At 73.0% G+C, this 17,784-nt stretch carries 19 protein-coding genes and 1 pseudogene; 9 read left to right on the top strand and 11 right to left on the bottom strand.

Annotated elements, in window-relative coordinates:
- Positions 1 to 117: 117 nt before the first annotated feature.
- From FHX78_RS37660 to FHX78_RS30970, 5 genes and pseudogenes are all read right to left on the bottom strand, one after another.
- Positions 118 to 192 (bottom strand): annotated as a pseudogene (locus FHX78_RS37660) (cytoplasmic protein); the annotation flags it as partial.
- Positions 189 to 779: a transglutaminase domain-containing protein gene (locus tag FHX78_RS30985; RefSeq protein ID WP_145870694.1), complete on the bottom strand. Its 591-nt coding sequence runs from the start codon at positions 777 to 779 to the stop codon at positions 189 to 191. The pseudogene FHX78_RS37660 and the gene FHX78_RS30985, both read right to left, overlap by 4 nt.
- A 71-nt stretch (positions 780 to 850) precedes the next feature.
- A complete protein-coding gene (locus FHX78_RS30980) occupies positions 851 to 1,921 on the bottom strand; it encodes a threonine aldolase family protein (protein ID WP_145870693.1) in 1,071 nt (356 codons plus the stop codon).
- The gene (locus FHX78_RS30975) at positions 1,918 to 2,664 is read right to left on the bottom strand and encodes an SDR family NAD(P)-dependent oxidoreductase (RefSeq protein ID WP_167531893.1); all 747 of its coding nucleotides are present in this window, start codon (positions 2,662 to 2,664) and stop codon (positions 1,918 to 1,920) included. The genes FHX78_RS30980 and FHX78_RS30975 overlap by 4 nt, the downstream gene beginning before the upstream one ends.
- A 38-nt stretch (positions 2,665 to 2,702) precedes the next feature.
- Positions 2,703 to 4,100, bottom strand: a complete 1,398-nt coding sequence (locus FHX78_RS30970) for a DUF6421 family protein (protein WP_145870691.1) — start codon at positions 4,098 to 4,100, stop codon at positions 2,703 to 2,705.
- Positions 4,101 to 4,353: 253 nt separating this feature from the next.
- Between FHX78_RS30970 and FHX78_RS30965 the strand changes: the two genes are divergently transcribed.
- Positions 4,354 to 5,037 (top strand): glycerophosphodiester phosphodiesterase, encoded by a 684-nt coding sequence (locus FHX78_RS30965; protein WP_145870690.1) that lies wholly within the window; start codon positions 4,354 to 4,356, stop codon positions 5,035 to 5,037.
- 4 nt (positions 5,038 to 5,041) lie between these two features.
- Here the strand turns inward: FHX78_RS30965 and FHX78_RS30960 are convergent, their stop codons facing one another.
- Positions 5,042 to 5,584: a GNAT family N-acetyltransferase gene (locus tag FHX78_RS30960; protein WP_145870689.1), complete on the bottom strand. Its 543-nt coding sequence runs from the start codon at positions 5,582 to 5,584 to the stop codon at positions 5,042 to 5,044.
- Positions 5,585 to 5,852: 268 nt separating this feature from the next.
- On the opposite strand from FHX78_RS30960, the gene FHX78_RS30955 reads away from it, so the two are divergent.
- Complete coding sequence (locus tag FHX78_RS30955; protein ID WP_145870688.1) at positions 5,853 to 6,251, top strand: VOC family protein; 399 nt, start codon at positions 5,853 to 5,855, stop codon at positions 6,249 to 6,251.
- Between the two features lie 84 nt (positions 6,252 to 6,335).
- Complete coding sequence (locus FHX78_RS30950; protein WP_145870687.1) at positions 6,336 to 7,103, top strand: VOC family protein; 768 nt, start codon at positions 6,336 to 6,338, stop codon at positions 7,101 to 7,103.
- Positions 7,104 to 7,140: 37 nt separating this feature from the next.
- On the opposite strand, the gene FHX78_RS30945 is transcribed toward FHX78_RS30950, so the two are convergent.
- Entirely contained in the window at positions 7,141 to 7,722 is a 582-nt protein-coding gene (locus FHX78_RS30945) for a MarR family winged helix-turn-helix transcriptional regulator (protein ID WP_145870686.1), read from the bottom strand.
- Positions 7,719 to 9,383, bottom strand: a complete 1,665-nt coding sequence (locus FHX78_RS30940; protein WP_145870685.1) for an FUSC family protein — start codon at positions 9,381 to 9,383, stop codon at positions 7,719 to 7,721. The genes FHX78_RS30945 and FHX78_RS30940 overlap by 4 nt, the downstream gene beginning before the upstream one ends.
- A gap of 156 nt (positions 9,384 to 9,539) precedes the next feature.
- On the opposite strand from FHX78_RS30940, the gene FHX78_RS30935 reads away from it, so the two are divergent.
- The 4 genes from FHX78_RS30935 to FHX78_RS30920 all read left to right on the top strand — a co-directional run bounded on the left by FHX78_RS30935 (position 9,540) and on the right by FHX78_RS30920 (position 12,808).
- Positions 9,540 to 10,094: a DUF5134 domain-containing protein gene (locus FHX78_RS30935; protein ID WP_145870684.1), complete on the top strand. Its 555-nt coding sequence runs from the start codon at positions 9,540 to 9,542 to the stop codon at positions 10,092 to 10,094.
- 93 nt (positions 10,095 to 10,187) lie between these two features.
- Positions 10,188 to 11,123 (top strand): M56 family metallopeptidase, encoded by a 936-nt coding sequence (locus FHX78_RS30930; RefSeq protein ID WP_145870683.1) that lies wholly within the window; start codon positions 10,188 to 10,190, stop codon positions 11,121 to 11,123.
- Positions 11,124 to 11,221: 98 nt separating this feature from the next.
- Positions 11,222 to 11,893: a phosphatase PAP2 family protein gene (locus FHX78_RS30925; RefSeq protein ID WP_145870682.1), complete on the top strand. Its 672-nt coding sequence runs from the start codon at positions 11,222 to 11,224 to the stop codon at positions 11,891 to 11,893.
- A 198-nt stretch (positions 11,894 to 12,091) separates the two neighbouring features.
- Positions 12,092 to 12,808, top strand: coding sequence for a TetR/AcrR family transcriptional regulator (locus tag FHX78_RS30920; RefSeq protein ID WP_145870681.1), 717 nt, complete (start codon positions 12,092 to 12,094; stop codon positions 12,806 to 12,808).
- Here the strand turns inward: FHX78_RS30920 and FHX78_RS30915 are convergent.
- On the bottom strand, positions 12,796 to 14,298 hold the full coding sequence (locus FHX78_RS30915; RefSeq protein WP_145870680.1) for an LVIVD repeat-containing protein: 1,503 nt from the start codon (positions 14,296 to 14,298) through the stop codon (positions 12,796 to 12,798). The two genes, FHX78_RS30920 and FHX78_RS30915, sit on opposite strands and share 13 nt — an antisense overlap.
- A 207-nt stretch (positions 14,299 to 14,505) precedes the next feature.
- Here FHX78_RS30915 and FHX78_RS30910 point away from each other — a divergent pair, with 207 nt between their 5' ends.
- The gene (locus tag FHX78_RS30910) at positions 14,506 to 15,171 is read left to right on the top strand and encodes a DUF305 domain-containing protein (protein WP_145870679.1); all 666 of its coding nucleotides are present in this window, start codon (positions 14,506 to 14,508) and stop codon (positions 15,169 to 15,171) included.
- Positions 15,172 to 15,198: 27 nt separating this feature from the next.
- Here FHX78_RS30910 and FHX78_RS30905 read toward each other — a convergent pair whose 3' ends face one another.
- Entirely contained in the window at positions 15,199 to 15,663 is a 465-nt protein-coding gene (locus FHX78_RS30905) for a DUF6214 family protein (RefSeq protein WP_145870678.1), read from the bottom strand.
- 200 nt (positions 15,664 to 15,863) lie between these two features.
- Here FHX78_RS30905 and FHX78_RS30900 point away from each other — a divergent pair, with 200 nt between their 5' ends.
- Positions 15,864 to 17,246, top strand: a complete 1,383-nt coding sequence (locus FHX78_RS30900) for an FAD-dependent oxidoreductase (protein ID WP_145870677.1) — start codon at positions 15,864 to 15,866, stop codon at positions 17,244 to 17,246.
- Positions 17,247 to 17,305: 59 nt separating this feature from the next.
- Here the strand turns inward: FHX78_RS30900 and FHX78_RS30895 are convergent, their stop codons facing one another.
- Complete coding sequence (locus FHX78_RS30895) at positions 17,306 to 17,665, bottom strand: ArsR/SmtB family transcription factor (RefSeq protein WP_229924027.1); 360 nt, start codon at positions 17,663 to 17,665, stop codon at positions 17,306 to 17,308.
- Positions 17,666 to 17,784 lie beyond the last annotated feature (119 nt).

The following is a 17,784-nucleotide window of genomic DNA, read 5'->3' as shown; positions in this document are numbered from 1 at the left end:
CGGCCCCCGCGCCGTCGATGGGGTCACCGTGACCAGGAACCGGCGTCGTGCACGCCGGTTCCGTTCTGTCTTCCGCGCTACGGGGGCGAAGGATAAGGCGCTGGATCAAGGTGGCGTTGCCTCGACGGCGACATGGGTGAAACCGGGCGCGAGGGTGCGCACCTCGTCGGACACGGTCAGGGTGAAGGTCATGGTGCGCCTTGCTCCGGGAGTGAGGTGGGGAGCGTCCGCCACAGGTGCGGCCGGTCGACGGCGGCCCGGAGGGCTTCCAGGACGGCCGGATGCGGTGCAGCGTACAGGACCGGATGGTCCGCCTCATTGGACGACGGGTCGGGCGTGAACGCCAGGCGCTCACCGTCCAGGGAGAAGCGGGCGTCCACCCCGGGCTTGTTGCCCCGGGGGTCCTGGCGGTGCCAGGCGCCGCGGAAGCGCACGGCGACCAGACCGTGCACGACGCCGAGGTTCTGGTAGCAGAGCGCGGTCGGGATGTCCTCGGCCCGCAGCAGGGCGGCCAGCGCGTGGGCCTTGGCGTAGCAGATGCCGGTGCCCTGGTCCAGGACGTCGGAGGCGCGCCAGGTGACACGGGGGTCGCCCGCGTCCTGCGAATGAGGAATGGCGTCGCGCACGAACTCGAACGCCGCCCGCGCATACTCATACGAGTCACCCACCCCTGCGGCGAGGCGCGCCGCCGTCGCGCGGACCAGCGGGTGATGGTGGTCGATCGCCTCATCGGCGGCGAGATACGCGGAGAGGTCCGGGGTTTCCTGGATCAGCTGCATGACGCCAGAGCATAGGTATGCGGTCGACCGAAAGGCAATACATTTTCGATCGACCGCATACCTATGCACGCCTAGCGGGCCATCTCCTCCTTGAGCGCCGCCACGAACGTGTCCACGTCGTCCTCGGTGGTGTCGTAGGCGCACATCCAGCGGACGTCGCCGGCCGGTTCGTCCCAGAAGTAGAAGCGGAACCGCTTCTGCAGCCGTTCGCTCACGTCGTGCGGCAGGCGGGCGAAGACCGCGTTGGCCTGCACCGGGTGGAGGATCTCCACACCGTGCACCGCGCGCACGCCCTCGGCGAGGCGCTGGGCCATCCCGTTGGCGTGCCGGGCGTTGCGCAGCCAGAGGTCCCGGGCGAGCAGGGCCTCCAACTGCACCGATACGAAGCGCATCTTGGACGCCAGCTGCATGGACTGCTTGCGCAGGTGCTTCATGTGCCGGACGGCGTCCTGGTTGATCACCACGACCGCCTCGCCGAACAGGGCGCCGTTCTTCGTGCCGCCGAGCGACAGCAGGTCGACGCCCGCCCCGTTGGTGAAGGCGCGCATCGGCACGTTCAACGTGGCGGCGGCGTTGGCCAGCCGGGAGCCGTCGACGTGCACCTTCATGCCGTGCCCGTGGGCGTGCTCGCAGATGGCGCGGATCTCGTCCGGGGTGTAGACCGTGCCCAGCTCGGTGGCCTGGGCTATGGAGACCACCTGCGGCATGGCCCGGTGCTCGTCGTCCCAGCCGTACGCCTGCCGGTCGATCAGCTCGGGGGTGAGCTTGCCGTCCGGGGTGGGCACGGTGAGCAGCTTGATGCCGCCGACCCGCTCCGGCGCCCCGCCCTCGTCCACGTTGATGTGGGCGCTCTCGGCGCAGATCACCGCGCCCCAGCGGTCGGTGACCGCCTGGAGCGCGACGACGTTGGCGCCGGTGCCGTTGAAGACCGGGAACGCCTCGGCGGTGGGACCGAAGTGGCTGCGGATCACCTGCTGGAGGTTCTCGGTGTACGCGTCCTCGCCGTACGCGACCTGGTGCCCGCCGTTGGCCAGGGCCAGGGCGGCGAGCACCTCCGGGTGGGCCCCGGCGTAGTTGTCGCTGGCGAAACCGCGGACGTCCGGGTCGTGATGACGACGCGCGTCGGTCCTCGGTGGGTTCACGGCTTCTCGGTCAGCCACAGACGGTTTCCGTTCACTTCCGCGGCGGGCTTCTCCCAGACTCCGGCGATGGCCTCGGCCAGGTCCTTGACGTCCGTGAAGCCCGCGAACTTCGCGTTGGGGCGGTCGGCGCGCATCGCGTCGTGCACCAACGCCTTCACCACCAGGATCGCAGCCGCCGACGTCGGCCCCTGCTCGCCCCCGGCCTTGCGGAAGTAGTCGGCCATGGCCAGCGTCCACGCCTCGGCGGCGGCCTTGGCCGCGGAGTAGGCGGCGTTGCCCGCGGTGGGCCTGGTGGCGCCGGCCGCGCTGATCAGGACGTACCGGCCGCGGTCGCTGCGCTGGAGCGCCTCGTGGAAGGCGAGGGAGGTGTGCTGGACGGTGCGCACCAGCAGCAGCTCCAGCAGGTCCCAGTCGTCCAGGTTGGTCTTGGTGAAGGTCTCGCTGCCGCGCCACCCTCCGACGAGGTGGACCAGGCCGTCGACCCGGCCGAACTCCTTCTCGACCCGGGAGGCCCACTCGCGGGTGGAGTTCAGGTCGAGGAGGTCGACCGTCTCCCCGGTGACGGTGGCGCCGCCGTGCGCGTAGCGCGCCGCGTCGACGGCTTCCGCCAGCCGCTCCGGGTCGTTGTCGGAGCCGACGACCGTCGCCCCCGCCTCGGCCAGCCTGAGCAGTGCCGCCCGGCCCGCGGGTCCTCCCGCGCCGGCCACCGCGATCACCGCACCGTCGAGCGCCCCGTTCCCCATGATCCTCGCCTCCTGAGCAGTTGTGGACTCGCGATCGCTCACGCGGCGACCCGCTCGGCACCGTCCGCCGTGATGCCCCTGGTGGAGGCGATCACGTTCTTCAGCTTCTTGGACAGTGCCTCATAGAACATGCTCAGCGGAAACTCGTCCGGAAGCACGTCATCGACGAGTTTGCGCGGCGGCTGCGTCAGGTCCAGGGCGTCGGGGCCCTTGGCCCACTTGGAGCCGGGGTGCGGGGAGAGGTAGGTGGAGACCAGCTCGTAGCCGGCGAACCAGTGGACGAGCTTGGGGCGGTCGATGCCGTCGCGGTACAGCGTCTCGATCTCGGCGCACAGCTGGTTGGTGACCTGCGGGGCGCGCTCCCAGTCGATGGAGAGCTTGTTGTCGGTCCAGCGGACGACGTCGTGCCTGTGCAGGTAGGCGAAGAGCAGCTGGCCGCCGAGGCCGTCGTAGTTGCGGACCCGCTCGCCGGTGACGGGGAAGCGGAACATCCGGTCGAAGAGCACCGCGACCTGGACGTCACGGGCCTGCGGGACGCCGTCGCCGGCGAGCTTCACGGCCTCCTTGAAGGCGGTGAGGTCGCAGCGCAGCTCCTCCAGGCCGTACATCCAGAACGGCTGGCGCTGCTTGATCATGAACGGGTCGAAGGGCAGGTCGCCGTGGCTGTGGGTGCGGTCGTGGACCATGTCCCAGAGCACGAACGCCTCTTCGCAGCGCTTCCGGTCGTGGACCATGGCGGCGACGTCCTCGGGCAGTTCGAGGCCCAGGATGTCCACGGCGGCCTCGGTGACGCGGCGGAAGCGGGCGGCCTCGCGGTCGCAGAAGATGCCGCCCCAGGTGAACCGCTCGGGGGCCTCGCGCACGGCGATGGTCTCGGGGAAGAGCACCGCGGAGTTGGTGTCGTAGCCGGCGGTGAAGTCCTCGAAGGTGATGCCGCAGAAGAGCGGGTTGTCGTAGCGGGTGCGCTCCAGCTCGGCCAGCCAGTCGGGCCAGACCATGCGCAGCACGACCGCCTCGAGGTTGCGGTCCGGGTTGCCGTTCTGCGTGTACATCGGGAAGACGACCAGGTGCTGCAGTCCGTCCTCGCGGTGCGCGGCCGGCTGGAAGGCCAGCAGCGAGTCGAGGAAGTCGGGCACCTCGAAGCCGCCCTCGGCCCAGCGGCCCAGGTCCTCGACCAGCGCCTCGTGGTAGGCGCGGTCGTGCGGGAGCAGCGGGGACAGCCGCTCGACGGCCCCGGTCACCTCGCGCACCGCGCGCTCGGCGTCGGCGCGGGACGGGGCGCCCTCGGCGCCGAAGTCGATCGACCCGTCCTTGGACTGCCAGGGCCGGATCCGCTCCACGGCATCCTTGAGCACGGGCCATGCCGGGTGCTCCACCACCCTGGTCTCCGAAGGAACCTGCCCCTCGGTACCCACCTGCACAAGAATTTCCGTCATGTCCCATCCTCCACGGGAGAACCTCGCGTATGGAGACCGTATACACATGAGGTTTCTCCCAGCAAGGGGCACCTCGGGAAATTATCCTGCCCCACCCCGGCCTTCACCGCACTTTTTCCTGCCTGACACCCGGTTGGGCGCTGCTGCGTGCGATCGATGTTCAGCCTCTGGACGCGGCGGGCACAGGCGATACGGTCCAGGAGGGCCGTAGGGACGCGGCCCCCCGCCGCCGTCGACGGAAGCGAGTCGCATCTTGAACTTCCTCACCATCGGTCACCGCGGAGTCATGGGTGTCGCCCCCGAGAACACCCTCCGGTCCTTCGTCGCCGCCCAGGAAGCGGGCCTCGACGTCATCGAACTCGACCTGCACCTGAGCAAGGACGGCGCGCTCGTCGTCATGCACGACACGGACGTGGACCGCACCACGGACGGCACCGGCGCCATCGCCGACAAGACCCTCGCCGAGCTGCGCGCCCTGGACGCCGGGCAAGGCGAGCGCGTTCCCGTCTTCGAGGAGGTCCTGGACGCCGTCCGGACCCCGCTGCAGGCCGAGATCAAGGACGTGCAGGCGGCCCGGGCGCTGGCCGAGGTGATGAACGGGCGGGACCTGGCCGCCCGGGTCGAGGTGTCGTCGTTCCACGACGAGGCGATCACCGAGATCGCCCGGCTGGTGCCCGGGGTGCGCACGGCGCTCATCGCGAGCCGCTACGGGGCGGACGTCGTGGACCGGGCGGTCGGGGCCGGCGCCTCCACCGTCTGCCTGAACATCCGCCGGCTCACCCTGGAGATCGTGGAGCGGGCCCGGAAGGCGGACCTGGCGGTCATCGGCTGGGTGGTCAACACCCAGGACCACCTCAGGCTGGTGCGGGCCCTGGGACTCGACGGCGCCACCACCGACTACCCGGAGATCAAGCGCACCGGCCGCTTCACGGCGTGAGCCGTCAGACCAGTTCCTTCACCAGCAGCTCGAACCGCAGATCGTCGCGCTGCGGGATCCCGAAGCGCTCGTCGCCGTACGGAAAGGGCGTCATCCTTCCCGTACGGCGGTAGCCGCGCCGCTCGTACCAGGCGATCAGGTCCTCCCGCACGGAGATCACCGTCATGTGCATCTCGTCGGCGCCCCAGGTCTCGCGGGCCCGGCGCTCCGCCTCCGCGATGATCGTCCTGCCCAGTCCGGCCCCCTGGAGGGCGGGGCTCACCGCGAACATCCCGAAGTAGGCGTGCGGCCCGCGGTGTTCGAGCTGGCAGCAGGCGACGATCCGGCCCTCGCGCTCCACCGTCAGCAGCCGGCTGTCCGGCGACCTGATGACCTCCAGCACACCCTCCGGGTCGGTCCGCTGTCCCTGGAGGATGTCCGCCTCGGTCGTCCACCCGGCCCGGCTGGACTCTCCCCGGTACGCCGACTCGATCAGCGCGACGAGGGCGTCCACGTCGGCTTCGGTGGCGTCCCGGAAGGTCGGTGCTGCGTCGGTGACGGATTCCATGGGCAGGTCTCCCGCTTCGTGTGCGTCGTATCGGCGTGGCTCGGCCGGGAACGAGACTAGGGCCTGTCGTTTGGATCAGGTCGGCGTCGCGGGGCGTGGCACGCGCATCTGCCGCGTTGTCATCGGTTGCCGACGCTCCGCGTCGCCGCCCTCCTCCGCCTTGCAGCTGCACGCACCACGCCCCGCTCGGGCGGGCTGAGAGGCGCGGTCTCTCTCAGCCGACCTGGTCCAAACGACAGACCCTAGCCCGGCCGCTACGCTCGGCCCCATGGTGCATGTACTGGGCAGCCGGGTCCTGCTCCGGCCCACCGACCCCGACCGTTCCCGCGCCTTCTACGGCGGACAGCTGGGCCTCGCCGTCCACCGCGAGTTCGGTACGGGCCCGGAGCGCGGCACCGTCTACTTCCTGGGCGGCGGGTTTCTGGAGCTCTCGGGCCGCTCGGAGGGCCCGTCGGCGGCGTCCCCGGCGGTACGGCTGTGGCTCCAGGTCGAGGACGTCGCGGCGGCGCACGAGGAGCTGGCGGCCCGGGGCGTCGAGATCGTCCGTCCCCCGGTCAAGGAGCCGTGGGGGCTGGTCGAGATGTGGATCGCCGACCCGGACGGCACACCGATCGTGCTGGTCGAGATCCCGGCCGACCATCCGCTGCGGTACCGGCCGGGCATCTGACGCCGCGGCGCCGGCCTCCGTCCCGGCCCGGATGGCCCCGGCCGGAAGCCGGGCTTAGCGTGCTGAGGGACGGAAGGGAGCGCCATGGACCTGTCCGCGCCGGTGACCGGCGGGCCCTGCTGGGCCGAGCTGGGGACCACCGACCTGGAGTCCGCACAGCGGTTCTACACCCGGCTCTTCGACTGGCGTCCCGAGACGGATCCGCGCGAGGAGGCCGGTGGTTACACGGTCGCGTACCTCGGTGACGCGGCGGTCGCCGCGCTGGCACCGCTGTACCAGGAGTCTCAGCCGGTCGCCTGGAACGTGTCGTTCGCGGTGCCCGACGCCGATGCCGCCCTCCGGGAGGTGCGTGCCGCGGGCGGGCGGACGCTGGTCGACGCGACGGACGTGTTCGACCTGGGCCGCTTCGCGGTGGCGGCCGATCCCACCGGTGCCGTCTTCCAGCTCTGGCAGGCGGGCTCCTTCCCGGGCGCCGGCGTGTTCGACGCGCCCGGGGCACTTAGCTGGGTGGAGCTGCTGACCCGCGCGCCGCAGCAGGCCGTGTCGTTCTACACCGGCGTGTTCGGCTGGAGCGTGACCCCCTCCGGGCGCTACCCGCGGTGGGGCGTCGAGGGCGCGGACTTCGGCGGCATGGTGACGATGGACGACAAGTTCCCCCACGAGGTGCCGGCGCACTGGCTGCCGTACTTCGCGGTCGACGACGTGGACGCCGCCGCGGACACGGCGACGCGGGCGCGGGGCACCGTGCTGATGGAGCCGGTCTCGCACCCGGAGGGCCCGCGCATCGCGGTGCTCCGCGACCCGCAGGGCGCCATGTTCGGCGTGCGCGGGGCCGTGGACCCGGCCGCGTGAGCACGGGGCGGGCGGGCGGCGGCCGGCAGGAGGGCGCTCACGCCCGCAGCGCGCCCAGCCGCCCTTCCAGCTGCCCCAGCAGTACGCCCAGCAGGGACGCCAGCTCACCGAGTTCGGGGCCGTCCAGGCCGGACAGCGCGGCGGTCTCGTAGGCGAGCTGGGCGGGCAGGATGCCGTCGACCAGGTCACGCCCGGTATCGGTGAGGCGCACGTGCGCGACGCGGCGGTCGCGGGCGTCGCCGCGGCGTTCCACGAGTCCGCGTTCGGTGAGCTGCTTGAGGCGTTTGGTGACGGCGGCGCCGGAGGAGAACGTCTCGCGGGCCAGCTCGCTCGGGGTCAGTTCGTGGCCGGTGCGGCGCAGCGCGCCGAGCAGGTCGAACTCCGGGCGGGTCAGACCGGCCCGGCGCAGCGGCGCGTCCTCCGCCTGCTGGAGGAGCGCGGCGCAGCGGTTGATGCGGCCGATGACCTCCATGGGGCCGGTGTCGAGCCCGGGATGCACGGCCCGCCACTGCCTGACGACCGCGGCGACCGTGTCGTCCCGCCCGGGGGCGGTCGGGCCCCCGCCGGTCGCGGACGGCTCCCCGCCGTCGGTCGCCGATGGTCCTTCGGTCGCCGTCATGGCCGTACGTCCTCCGTGTCCGTGCCGGGGTCCGGGAGCAGCCCCTGGCGTCGTACCGTAGCCGCGAGCGTACGGTGTCCCGACCGCTCGGCGAGCACGACCCGCTCCCGGGGCAGCGCGCGCTGCCACCACTCGCCCGCCGCGGCGTCGGCGGTGGCCCGCAGGTCGAGCAGGGCGGCGGCGAGGTCGCGGCGGGCGGTCTCCACCGCCGCGGGCGCCGCTCCCGGGTCGGCGAGCACCCGGGCGGCGTGCTCGCGGGCCCGGTCGACGGCGGTGAGGGACCGGACGACGCGGTCGCCCGCCTGCCGGTCGGTGACGGCCAGGGCGGCGGCGAATCCGACGGCGGCGCCGACGAGGGTGTCCACGGCGCGCTCGGTGACCAGGTCACCGGTCCGCTGCGGGCCGGCGAACCCGGTGACGAGCAGCGCCAGCGGGGTGACGCAGACGCTGCCGAGCCAGTAGTTGCGGCTGATGAGCGCCTCGGCACCGAAGCTGAAGGCCAGGCAGCACAGGACGAGGGCGAGCGGGCCGAGGTGGGCGAGCGGGGCCACGGCGGCGAAGAGGAGCACGCCGGCGAGGTTGCCGACGACGCGCTGCACGGTCCGGCCCCAGGTGAGGCTGAGGTTGGCCTGGTAGAGGGCGGCGGCGGTGACCAGGGCCCAATAGGGGCGGCCGATGCCGAGGGCGAGGGAGGCGTAGCCGGCGAGCGCGCAGCCGACGGCGGTGCGGGCGGCGAGCGGGGTGAGCGCGGCGAGCGCGCCGAGCCCAGCCCTGGGGGTGCGCCGCGCGGCGGCCGGTTCGGCGGTGTCCGCGCGCGGGTCGCCGGTGTCCGGGACGGGGCCGGTTCCGCGCAGGGCGCCGGCCCAGGCGCGCAGCCGGGCCGGGTCGGCGTCGGTGGGTGCGGCGAGCGCGACCTCGGCGCGGACCACGAGCCGTGCCAGGGCGCGGCGGGTGGCGGAGGGCCGTCTCCCGGCGGAGCGCAGGGACTGCCGGGCGGCCTGCACGGCGGCGAGGGCGGTGACACGGGCGCCGGTGTGCCCGTCGCCGGTGCCAGCGGTCTCGGCGTACGCCGCGGCGGCGTTCAGGGCGTGCGCGGTGGCGCGCCGTTCGGGGCCGTGCGGCCTGGTCAGGGCGGGTGCCATGCCCACCAGCCAGGCCCACAGGCCGGCCGCGGCGGCGAGCCCGAGGTGGCCGGGGACCTGTCCGGGGGTCTGCGGCACGAACAGCGAGGCGGAGCTGACGAAGGTGAGGACGACGTTGCCGGGTGGCCCGACGCGGGTGGCGTCGCACAGCACCTTCTGCGCGGCGGCGAGCACGGCGCCGACGGTGACCAGGACGACGGCGTTCCGGGTGAGGGAGGCGGCGACGAGGGCCGTCGCGAGGCCGGCGAGCATGCCGAGGACCACGCCCGCCAGCACCTTGGCGCGGGCGGCGTAGGGACGGTTGTGGGCGTACAGGGCGCACAGGGATCCGGCCATGGTGTAGAGGGCGAGATCGAGCCGGTCGAGCGCGACCAGCAGCAGGCTGGGCGGTGCGACCGCGGCGACCACGCTGAGGGCCGGCTTGAACCAGATGTCGGACGGGCGCCCGAGGCGCAGCACGTCGGCGAGCGGGAGACGCCGGGCGGGCCGGGCGGTGGGGGCGGGGGGCGCACTGCTCATGCGGAAAGGTTAGCAGGTAATTTACCTGTGAAACATATCCCCTGAGCTGCCACGCTCCCCCGAACACTCCCCGCACACCCCCGTGCGCCCGCGTGTCCGCCGTCGGCGCCGGGCATCCCCTTCCCGACCGTCGAGCGGGCCGAGGGGGAGGATCAGGTGCACGGACCGGCGTCGTCCGGCTGGCTGCTGGTCGCGCTCTGCGCGGCGACCGGCGCCTACTGTCTGCTGCGCATGCGCAGCCGCGTGGAGGAGCAGCGCCGCGCCGCGGGTGGCGAGGCGCTGATGGGGTTCGGCATGGCCGCGATGGCGGTGCCCGCGGCGGCGTTCACCCCGCCGGCCTGGGCCTGGCCGGCCGGTGCGGCGGTGTTCGGCGCCGCCGGACTGCAGGCGCTGTGGGCGGCCCGCGCGGGCGCGTGCCATCTGCACCATCTGATCGGCGCCGGGGCGATGGTCCACATGGCGGTGACCATGGCCGCCTCCCGGACGGGCGGACACGGGCATGCGGGGAACGGCGCGGACATCCCCCTGCTGACGGGGAGCCTGCTGCTCTACTTCGTCGCGTACGTGCTCGTGACCGGGGCACGGCTGGTGCCCGTGGCGGGCACGCCGGGCGGCGGCCGGGATGTCGGCTGGGGCGACCGGCCGGAGCTGGCGCGGGCCTGCCGGCTGGCCATGGCCATCGCCATGGTGGCGATGCTGCCGACGATGTGAGGGCGGGAGCGGTGCGGGCACGGCGCCGTTGCCTGCGTCACTTCGGTTCACCGGTCCGTACCGCCGGCGGGTCCGCGCTCATAGGCTGCTCACATGATCCTCCCCGCGGCCCTGCTGCTGCTCGGTGTCCTGACCGCCGTGACGGGTCCCCGGCTGCTCGCCCGGGCCGACTGGCCGGACCGCGAGCCGGTGGTGGCGCTGTGGGCGTGGCAGTGCCTGATCGCGACGGTGCTGCTGTGCTGCGCCCTGTCGATGACGTTCAGCGCGGCGGCGGCCTGGCGGGCGGTGGGCGGCCATGTCTTCGCCACCGCGCCCCGGGCGGTCGTGGAGGCGTACGCCCTCGGTACGGCCGGACTCTGGGCGGAGACCACCGCGCTGGCGCTGGCGTGCGGGGGTCTGTGGAGCGCCGCGATGCTGGTCCGGGAGGTCGGACGGGCCCGCGCACGGCGCCGGGCGCGCCGGGCCGGCCTGCGGGTGCGGGCCCCGCTGCTGCCCGGGGAGGAGCCGGGCGCCGACCGGCTCGTGGTCCTGGAGGGCGAGCGGCCCGACGCCTGGTGGCTGCCGGGCACCCCGCCCCGACTGGTCGTCACCACGGCCGCGTTGCGCCGACTGAAGGGCAGACAGCTGGACGCCGTGCTCGCGCACGAGCGGGGGCACGCGCGGGCCCGGCACGACTGGCTGCTGCACTGCTCGTCCGCGCTGGCGGACGGGTTCCCGCGAGTTCCCGTGTTCGCGGCGTTCCGCGACGAGATGCACCGGCTGGTCGAACTCGCCGCCGACGACACCGCGTCGCGCCGCTTCGGCCGGCTGACCACGGCCCTCGCCCTGGTGGAACTCAACGAGCACCGCGGGGTGTTCGGCCCCTGCCCCACCCCGCAGGCCCATGTCACCGCCCGTGTGCACCGGCTGCTCACTCCCCCTGACCGGCTCACCGCGGGGCGGCGGCTGCGGCTGACCGCGGCGGCGTCGCTGGTGCCGGTGATCCCCGTACTGGTGGCGTTCGTACCGGGGTTGCGGGCGCTGGGATAGCCCGCGGGCCGGCGCCGGCCGGGGAACGGGCCCGCGCGCCGGGCCCGGTGGGAGGGGGGAACTGGCCCCGGGGCCGCCGGTCGGCGAGGATCGTGACCATGCACACCTCCCACGTCGAATCCCCGCCCCGGTCCCCCGAACGCCGCCCCGCCACCCTGTCCACCGGAGTGCTGGCCCTGTGCTCGGCACTGCTGCTGGCGCTCGTCGCCGTCGAGTGGCGCCCGCTGATCGGCCTGGACGGCGACATCTCCCGCACCACCCACCGCTGGGCGGTCGCGGAACCGGGCCTGACGCAGACCTCCCGCATCCTGACCGACTGGGTGTGGGACCCGTGGACGATGCGGGTGCTGTGCGGTGTGGTGGTGGCGCTGCTGGTGTGGCGGTACGCGGCCCGGTGGACGGCGATGTGGCTGGTCCTGACGGTCGCCCTCGGGACGGCGTTGCAGCAGGGCCTGAAGGCGGCGGTGGACCGCGCCCGGCCGGTCTGGCCCGACCCGGTCGACTCGGCGCACTACGCGGCCTTCCCGTCGGGCCACGCCATGACGGCGACGGTCGTGTGCGGCCTGCTGCTGTGGCTGCTGCACCGCCACGGGGTGAGCCGCGCCCTGTGGCGCACGGCGGTGACCGTGGCGGTCGTGTCGGTGGCCGGGGTCGGCCTCACCCGGGTCTGGCTGGGCGTCCACTGGCCCACGGACGTCCTCGGCGGCTGGCTGTTCGGTGCGCTGGTGGTGACCGCGGCGGTGGGGATCCACAAGCGGCTGCACCCGTGAGCCCGGCGCGCTCCGCGTGCGGCCGGAGCGGCAGACGCCGGTAGCCTGAGGCAACCGTTATCGCGCTTCACACCGTCCACCTCGGACGATCCCCCGTGTCGCCCGAGGTGGACGGCAGCCCTGAAGAGACCCTCCAAGGGGCCCGACGGGACGCGTTGAGTATAGTTGGCTGGCAGCCAGTCAACGCAGGAGTCCAGCATGTCCCCGCGCAGCGCCCTGGTCAATGAAGAGTTGCGGAGGCGTTCGAAGGAGCGGCTTCTGCACGCCGCCGTCGAGTTGGTGAGCGAGCACGGCTACGACGCGACCACGCTCGGCGACATCGCCGACCGGGCGGGCTCCGCGCGGGGCCTGGTCTCGTACTACTTCCCGGGCAAGCGGCAGCTGGTGCAGTCCGCGGTGCACCGGCTGATGCACCGCACCCTGGAGGAGGCCCTGGAGCGCGAGCCGCGCGCCGAGGACGGCCCGGAGCGGATGGCGCGGGCCATCGACGCGATCCTGGGGCTGGCGCGGGACCGCCCGGTGCTGATGCGCCAGCACATGGCCGGGCTGCTGCAGGCCGAGGGGTTCCTGCCCTGCCCGGAGCAGCGGCGCCTGGCGGAACTGCTGAGCGACACCGTCGCCCGGCACGGCTCCCACGACGTGGAGGCCGACTACCCGATGCTGCGCGCCCTGCTGATGGGCGCCGTGTACGCGGCCCTGATGCCGGGCGCGCCGATGCCCGTTCCGGTGCTGCGCGCGGAACTGTTCCAGCGCTACGGGCTCGACTGGGAGCTGGGTGTCCCGCCGGACGCCGGAGCGCCCGGCGGGACACCTGAGACGGAGGGGACGGACCTGGCCCGGTTCTTCGCGACCGAGCCGGCGCCCGACCGTCCGGCCCCGGCCCCTCGGCCGGAGCCGGACGCTCAGTCGAAGTAGTCCGGCTGCGTCTGCACGTTGAGCTCGCGCATCTGGACCCAGCGGGCCGGGTCGGTGCGCCGGTCGTCGATCTTCAGGACGTCGAAGCCCTTGGCCATGTCGTTCGAGTAGATGTAGCCGTTGTAGTAGTACGCCGACCAGGAACCGCCGGTGACGATGCGGTCGGTGGCCAGCGGGCCGCGCTCGAAGTAGGCGATCTCCCTGGGCTTGGAGGAGTCGGTGAAGTCCCAGACGGAGACGCCGCCCTGGTACCAGGCCTGGACCATCAGGTCCTTGCCCTTGACCGGGATCAGCGAGCCGTTGTGCGCGACGCAGTTCTCGGTGTCCGCCTGGTGGCGGGGGATCTTGAAGTAGCTGCGGAAGACCAGTTCGCGCCGGTCGCCCTTGCCCACGATGTCGTAGATGCCGTCCGCGCCGCGGTTCGGGCCGATGGCCTCGTTGCAGGTGGCGGCGCCGCCCCCGCCGAGCTCGTCGGTGAAGACGACCTTGTTGGCCTTCTGGTTGAAGGTCGCCGAGTGCCAGAACGCGAAGTTGACGTTGTCCTGCACCCGGTCGATGACCTTCGGGTGCTCGGGGTCCTCGATGGAGAACAGGATGCCGTCGCCCATGCAGGCGCCGGCGGCCAGGTCCTTGGAGGGCAGCACGGTGATGTCGTGGCAGCCGGTGGTCTTGGAGACGCCCGGGTTGGTGGGCGCGCCCGGGTTGCCGCCGCCGTCCGGGCCCTCACCCGGGAACAGCACCGGGAAGCCGACGAGCGCCGCGTCCTGCGGGGCCTTGCGCGGGACCTTGATCACCGAGATGCCGTCGTGCGGCGGCTGGCAGTCCGGGTAGGCCGCGTTGGGCGAGTACGAGGAGACGTAGACGTAGACGTTCTTGCGCTCGGGCACCAGCGTGTGGGTGTGCGAGCCGCAGGCGGTCTCGACGGCGGCGACGTAGCGCGGGTTGCTCTTGTCGCTGATGTCGAAGACCTTCATGCCCTCCCAGGAGGACTTCTCGGTGACCGGCTGCGTGGTGCTGTTGCAACTGCTGTCGCTGCGCGAGGAGTCGGTCGACAGGAACAGCAGGTCCCCGGAGACGGAGATGTCGTTCTGCGAGCCGGGGCACAGGACCTGGGCCACCGTCTTCGGCGCCTTCGGGTCGCTGATGTCGAAAATGCGGAAGCCGTCGTAGTTGCCGGCGAAGGCGTACCGGCCCTGGAAGGCCAGGTCCGAGTTGGTGCCGGGCAGCACGTCCTTCGGGATGTTGGCCACGTGCCGGATGTTGGCGGAGTGGACGACCTCGTCCTGGCCGGGTATCTCACCGCTCTCGATGGCCTCGCGCGCCTCGGCCTGGTCGCTCCGCGAGACCTCCTTGCGGTCGGCCGGCGAGTCCCCGGGGTCGGGGATCGCGGCGGCCGGCGCGGCGGTGAGCAGCGCGGCCAGCAGCCCACCGGCCGCCGCGGCAACTCCCAGGCGTCTGCGCCGGGTCCGGGAAACACTCAACAGGATCACTGTTTTCCTCCCTGGTTCCGTTCACGGGTGAACGGGTTTCGCACCGGCAGTATCGTCTTGGACATGCACATACCAACAGGGGGCAACACCCCTTGCAACGAAGTTTTTTGATCAAAGTTGCACTGAAGCGTGCTAGGACGGTCGTCGACACTCACGAGGTGTCACGACCCTTCCCCCGAAGGGGCACCCCAGCCACAGGAGGTCCTTGTGCACTACCGCCGTGTGTCACGTGTGTCCGTCGCCGCCGGGCTGACCGCCCTGGCCGTATTCGGGCTCGCGGCCTGCGACTCCGACACCGACGACGCCAAGTCGGCCGCCACGAGCGGCCCTTCGGTCCTCGCACCGGGCGAGCCCGGGGAGCCGAACCGGACCCTGTCGGCCGAGGACGCGGCCCAGCAGCGCGCGGAGGACGACTCCCCCAACTCCGCCGACGTGACCTACGCGCGGATGATGATCGTGCACCACGCACAGGCCCTCGAGATGACCGCGCTCGTGCCCGACCGCGCCGAGTCGTCGAAGATCGAGAAGCTGGCCGAGCGCATCGCCGCCGCGCAGCAGCCGGAGATCAAGGCGATGCAGAGCTGGCTGAAGAGCCATGACAAGCCGGAGCAGGACGACGGGCACGGACACGGGCACGACCACGCGACGATGCCCGGAATGGCCACCCAGGCACAGCTGAAGCAGCTGCGCGCGGCCGACGGCAAGGCCTTCGACCAGCTCTTCCTCACCCTCATGATCACCCACCACCAGGGCGCGGTGACCATGTCCACCGAGGTGAAGGGCGAGGGCAACAACATCCGGATCGAGGAGATGGCGGACGACGTGGTCGCCCAGCAGACGAGCGAGATCAACCGGATGCGCGACCTGCTGTGAGCGCGCGACGGCCGGCGGCCGGCCCGCTCACCGCCGGGCGTGGCGCGGGGACAGCAGCCCCGCGTCGCGCGTCCGGCCGATGAGCCTGAGCGCCCCGCGCCGGCTGTACCCGGTCTCGTCCATCACGGCGAGGACCGGATCGGTGCCCCGCTCCTGCGCCGTGCGGTAGGCCCGCGCCACGATCCGCCACTGGGGCCCGCGCGGGGGGACGGGGCCGTCCCGGTGCGTGCCCGCGCCGGCCCCGTCCCCCGGCTCCTGCCCGTCCCCGGCGCCGCAGGCCCGGGCCAGTGGGCCCTCGATCCAGTCGGCGAGCACCGCCAGGTCCTCCAGGGCCAGCGCCGGCCGGGCCTGTACGTCCTCGACGCAGACCCACCCGTCACTCACCGTCGCCAGGGCGTCGATCCGGGCCCCGTCCCCGAACGCCAGCCGGACATGGAGCCACCGGGTGGACCGCTCCCCCTCGCACACCTCCCAGGCGGGCCACACGGACACCGCGCCCTCCGCCGGAGAGCGATCGGAAAGCTGAAGAAAAGATGCCTCGAGCACACACGCAACGTAACGGCGTGATCGGATTCCCTCCGCGGAACACGCACCCCGTGCGGCGGACGGCACCCTGTCAGCGGAGCGGCGACGGTGCCATGCTGGAGGCATCAGCGATCTCCTGTCGGTCCCGCAGGATGAGGAGTTCCGCCGTGCTGCGTGTCGCCGTCATCGGTTCCGGCCCGAGCGGGTGCTACACCGCCCAGAGCCTCGTCCAGCAGGATCCCGGGGTGCGCGTCGACGTGCTGGACCGGCTGCCGTGCCCCTACGGCCTGGTCCGCTACGGCGTGGCACCGGACCACGAGAAGATCAAGTCCCTGCAGAACAACCTTCGCGCGGTGCTGGAGCACGAGCGGGTGCGCTTCCTGGGCGGGGTCCCGGTCGGGCCGGGCGGCGTGCCGGCCGCGCGGCTGCGGGAGCTGTACCACGCGGTGGTGTACTGCGTGGGCGCCGCCACCGACCGGCGGCTGGGGATCCCGGGCGAGGAGCTGCCGGGCAGCTGGTCGGCGACCGAGTTCGTGTCCTGGTACAGCGCCCATCCGGACGCCACCGGGCTGCCCGTCCCTCCCGGGCCGGACGGTGTCCCCGCCGACGGCGGTTTCCTGGGCGGGGTGCGGTCGGCGGTGGTGATCGGCGTGGGGAACGTCGCCGTGGACGTCACCCGCATGCTGGCAAGGGGTGCCGCGGAACTGAGTCCCACGGACATGCCGCACGACGCCCTGACCGCGCTCGCTGCGAGCCGGGTTTCGGTCGTCCACATGGTGGGCCGGCGCGGTCCGTCCCAGGCCCGCTTCACCACCAAGGAGCTGCGCGAGCTGGGGACCCTGCCGGACACCGGCGTCGCCGTGGACCCGGCCGAGGCGGCACTGGACCCGGCGTACACGGACCCCTCCGCGCTGCCCGCGGCGCAGCGCCGCAACGTCGAGGTGCTGCGCGGCTGGGCCGGGGCCCCGGAGCCGGGCACCCGGCGCCTGATCCGCCTGCGCTTCTTCCTGCGGCCGGTGGAGGTCGTCGCCCGGGACGGGCGCGCGGGCGCGGTCCGCTTCGAGCGGACGGTGCCGGACGGGCACGGCGGCGTCACCGGCACCGGTCGGTTCGAGGAGATCGAGGGGCAGCTGGTGCTGCGCTCGGTGGGCTATCGCGGGGTGGCGCTGGAGGGGCTGCCGTTCGACCCGGCCACCGGTACGGTGCCGCATCTGGCCGGGCGGGTGCTGCGCGCGGACGCCGTCGCTCCGGGCGAGTACGTGGCGGGCTGGATCAAGCGGGGCCCGACCGGCGTCATCGGGACGAACCGTCCGTGCGCGAAGGAGACGGTGACCTCCCTGCTGCAGGACGCGCCCCTCCTCCTCGCACGGGACCTGCCCGGCGACCCGTTGGCGGCCCTGCGGGCGGAGGGTGTCGAACCGGTCGAGTGGACGGGCTGGCAGGCGATCGAGCGCGCCGAGGCGGAGCTGGGCGCCTCGCTCGGCCGCGGCACCGTCAAGCTCCCCGACTGGGAATCCCTGCTGGCGGCGGCACGGGCAGCCGGCACGTGAGCCCGCTCCGGGGCCACCGGACGCCGTCGGGGGCGGAGCCGGTCCGCGGCTGAGGGAGGTCAGTCGCCGGGGCGGCGGGCGGCCTGGCGGGCGGCGGCGGTGAGCAGGCAGTCGAGCAGGCCGGGGAAGAGGTCGTCCAGGTCGTCCCTGCGCAGGCCGTTCATCTTGGCGGTGCCCTCGTAGATCTGCCGGATCACGCCGTTCTCGCGCAGCACCCGGAAGTGGTGCGTGGTGGTCGACTTGGTGACCGGCAGATTGAAGTGCGAGCAGGAGAGCGCGACCTCCCCGTCCGCGAGCTCGCGGACGATGCGCAGCCGCACGGGGTCGGAGAGCGCGTGCAGCACGCCCTCCAGCCGGATCTCGTCGCGTGCCGGGTGGGGCAGGTCGCGGCTGCTGGCGGCGGGTGCGGCGGTCGTCACGGCGGCTCCACTTCGGTCCGGGAAGGCCCATTGTACGAGAACCATCGTAGTTTGACATCCGCCGTACTACGATGCTTATCGTACGAGCCGCACCGTCCCCGGCACCCGACGAATGGAGC

The sequence above is a fragment of the Streptomyces capillispiralis genome, from assembly GCF_007829875.1.
In the GTDB taxonomy this organism is placed as follows: Bacteria; Actinomycetota; Actinomycetes; order Streptomycetales; family Streptomycetaceae; genus Streptomyces; species Streptomyces capillispiralis.
The sequence above is the reverse complement of the archived record's forward strand: the minus strand, read 5'-3'. Positions and strand labels throughout refer to the sequence as shown.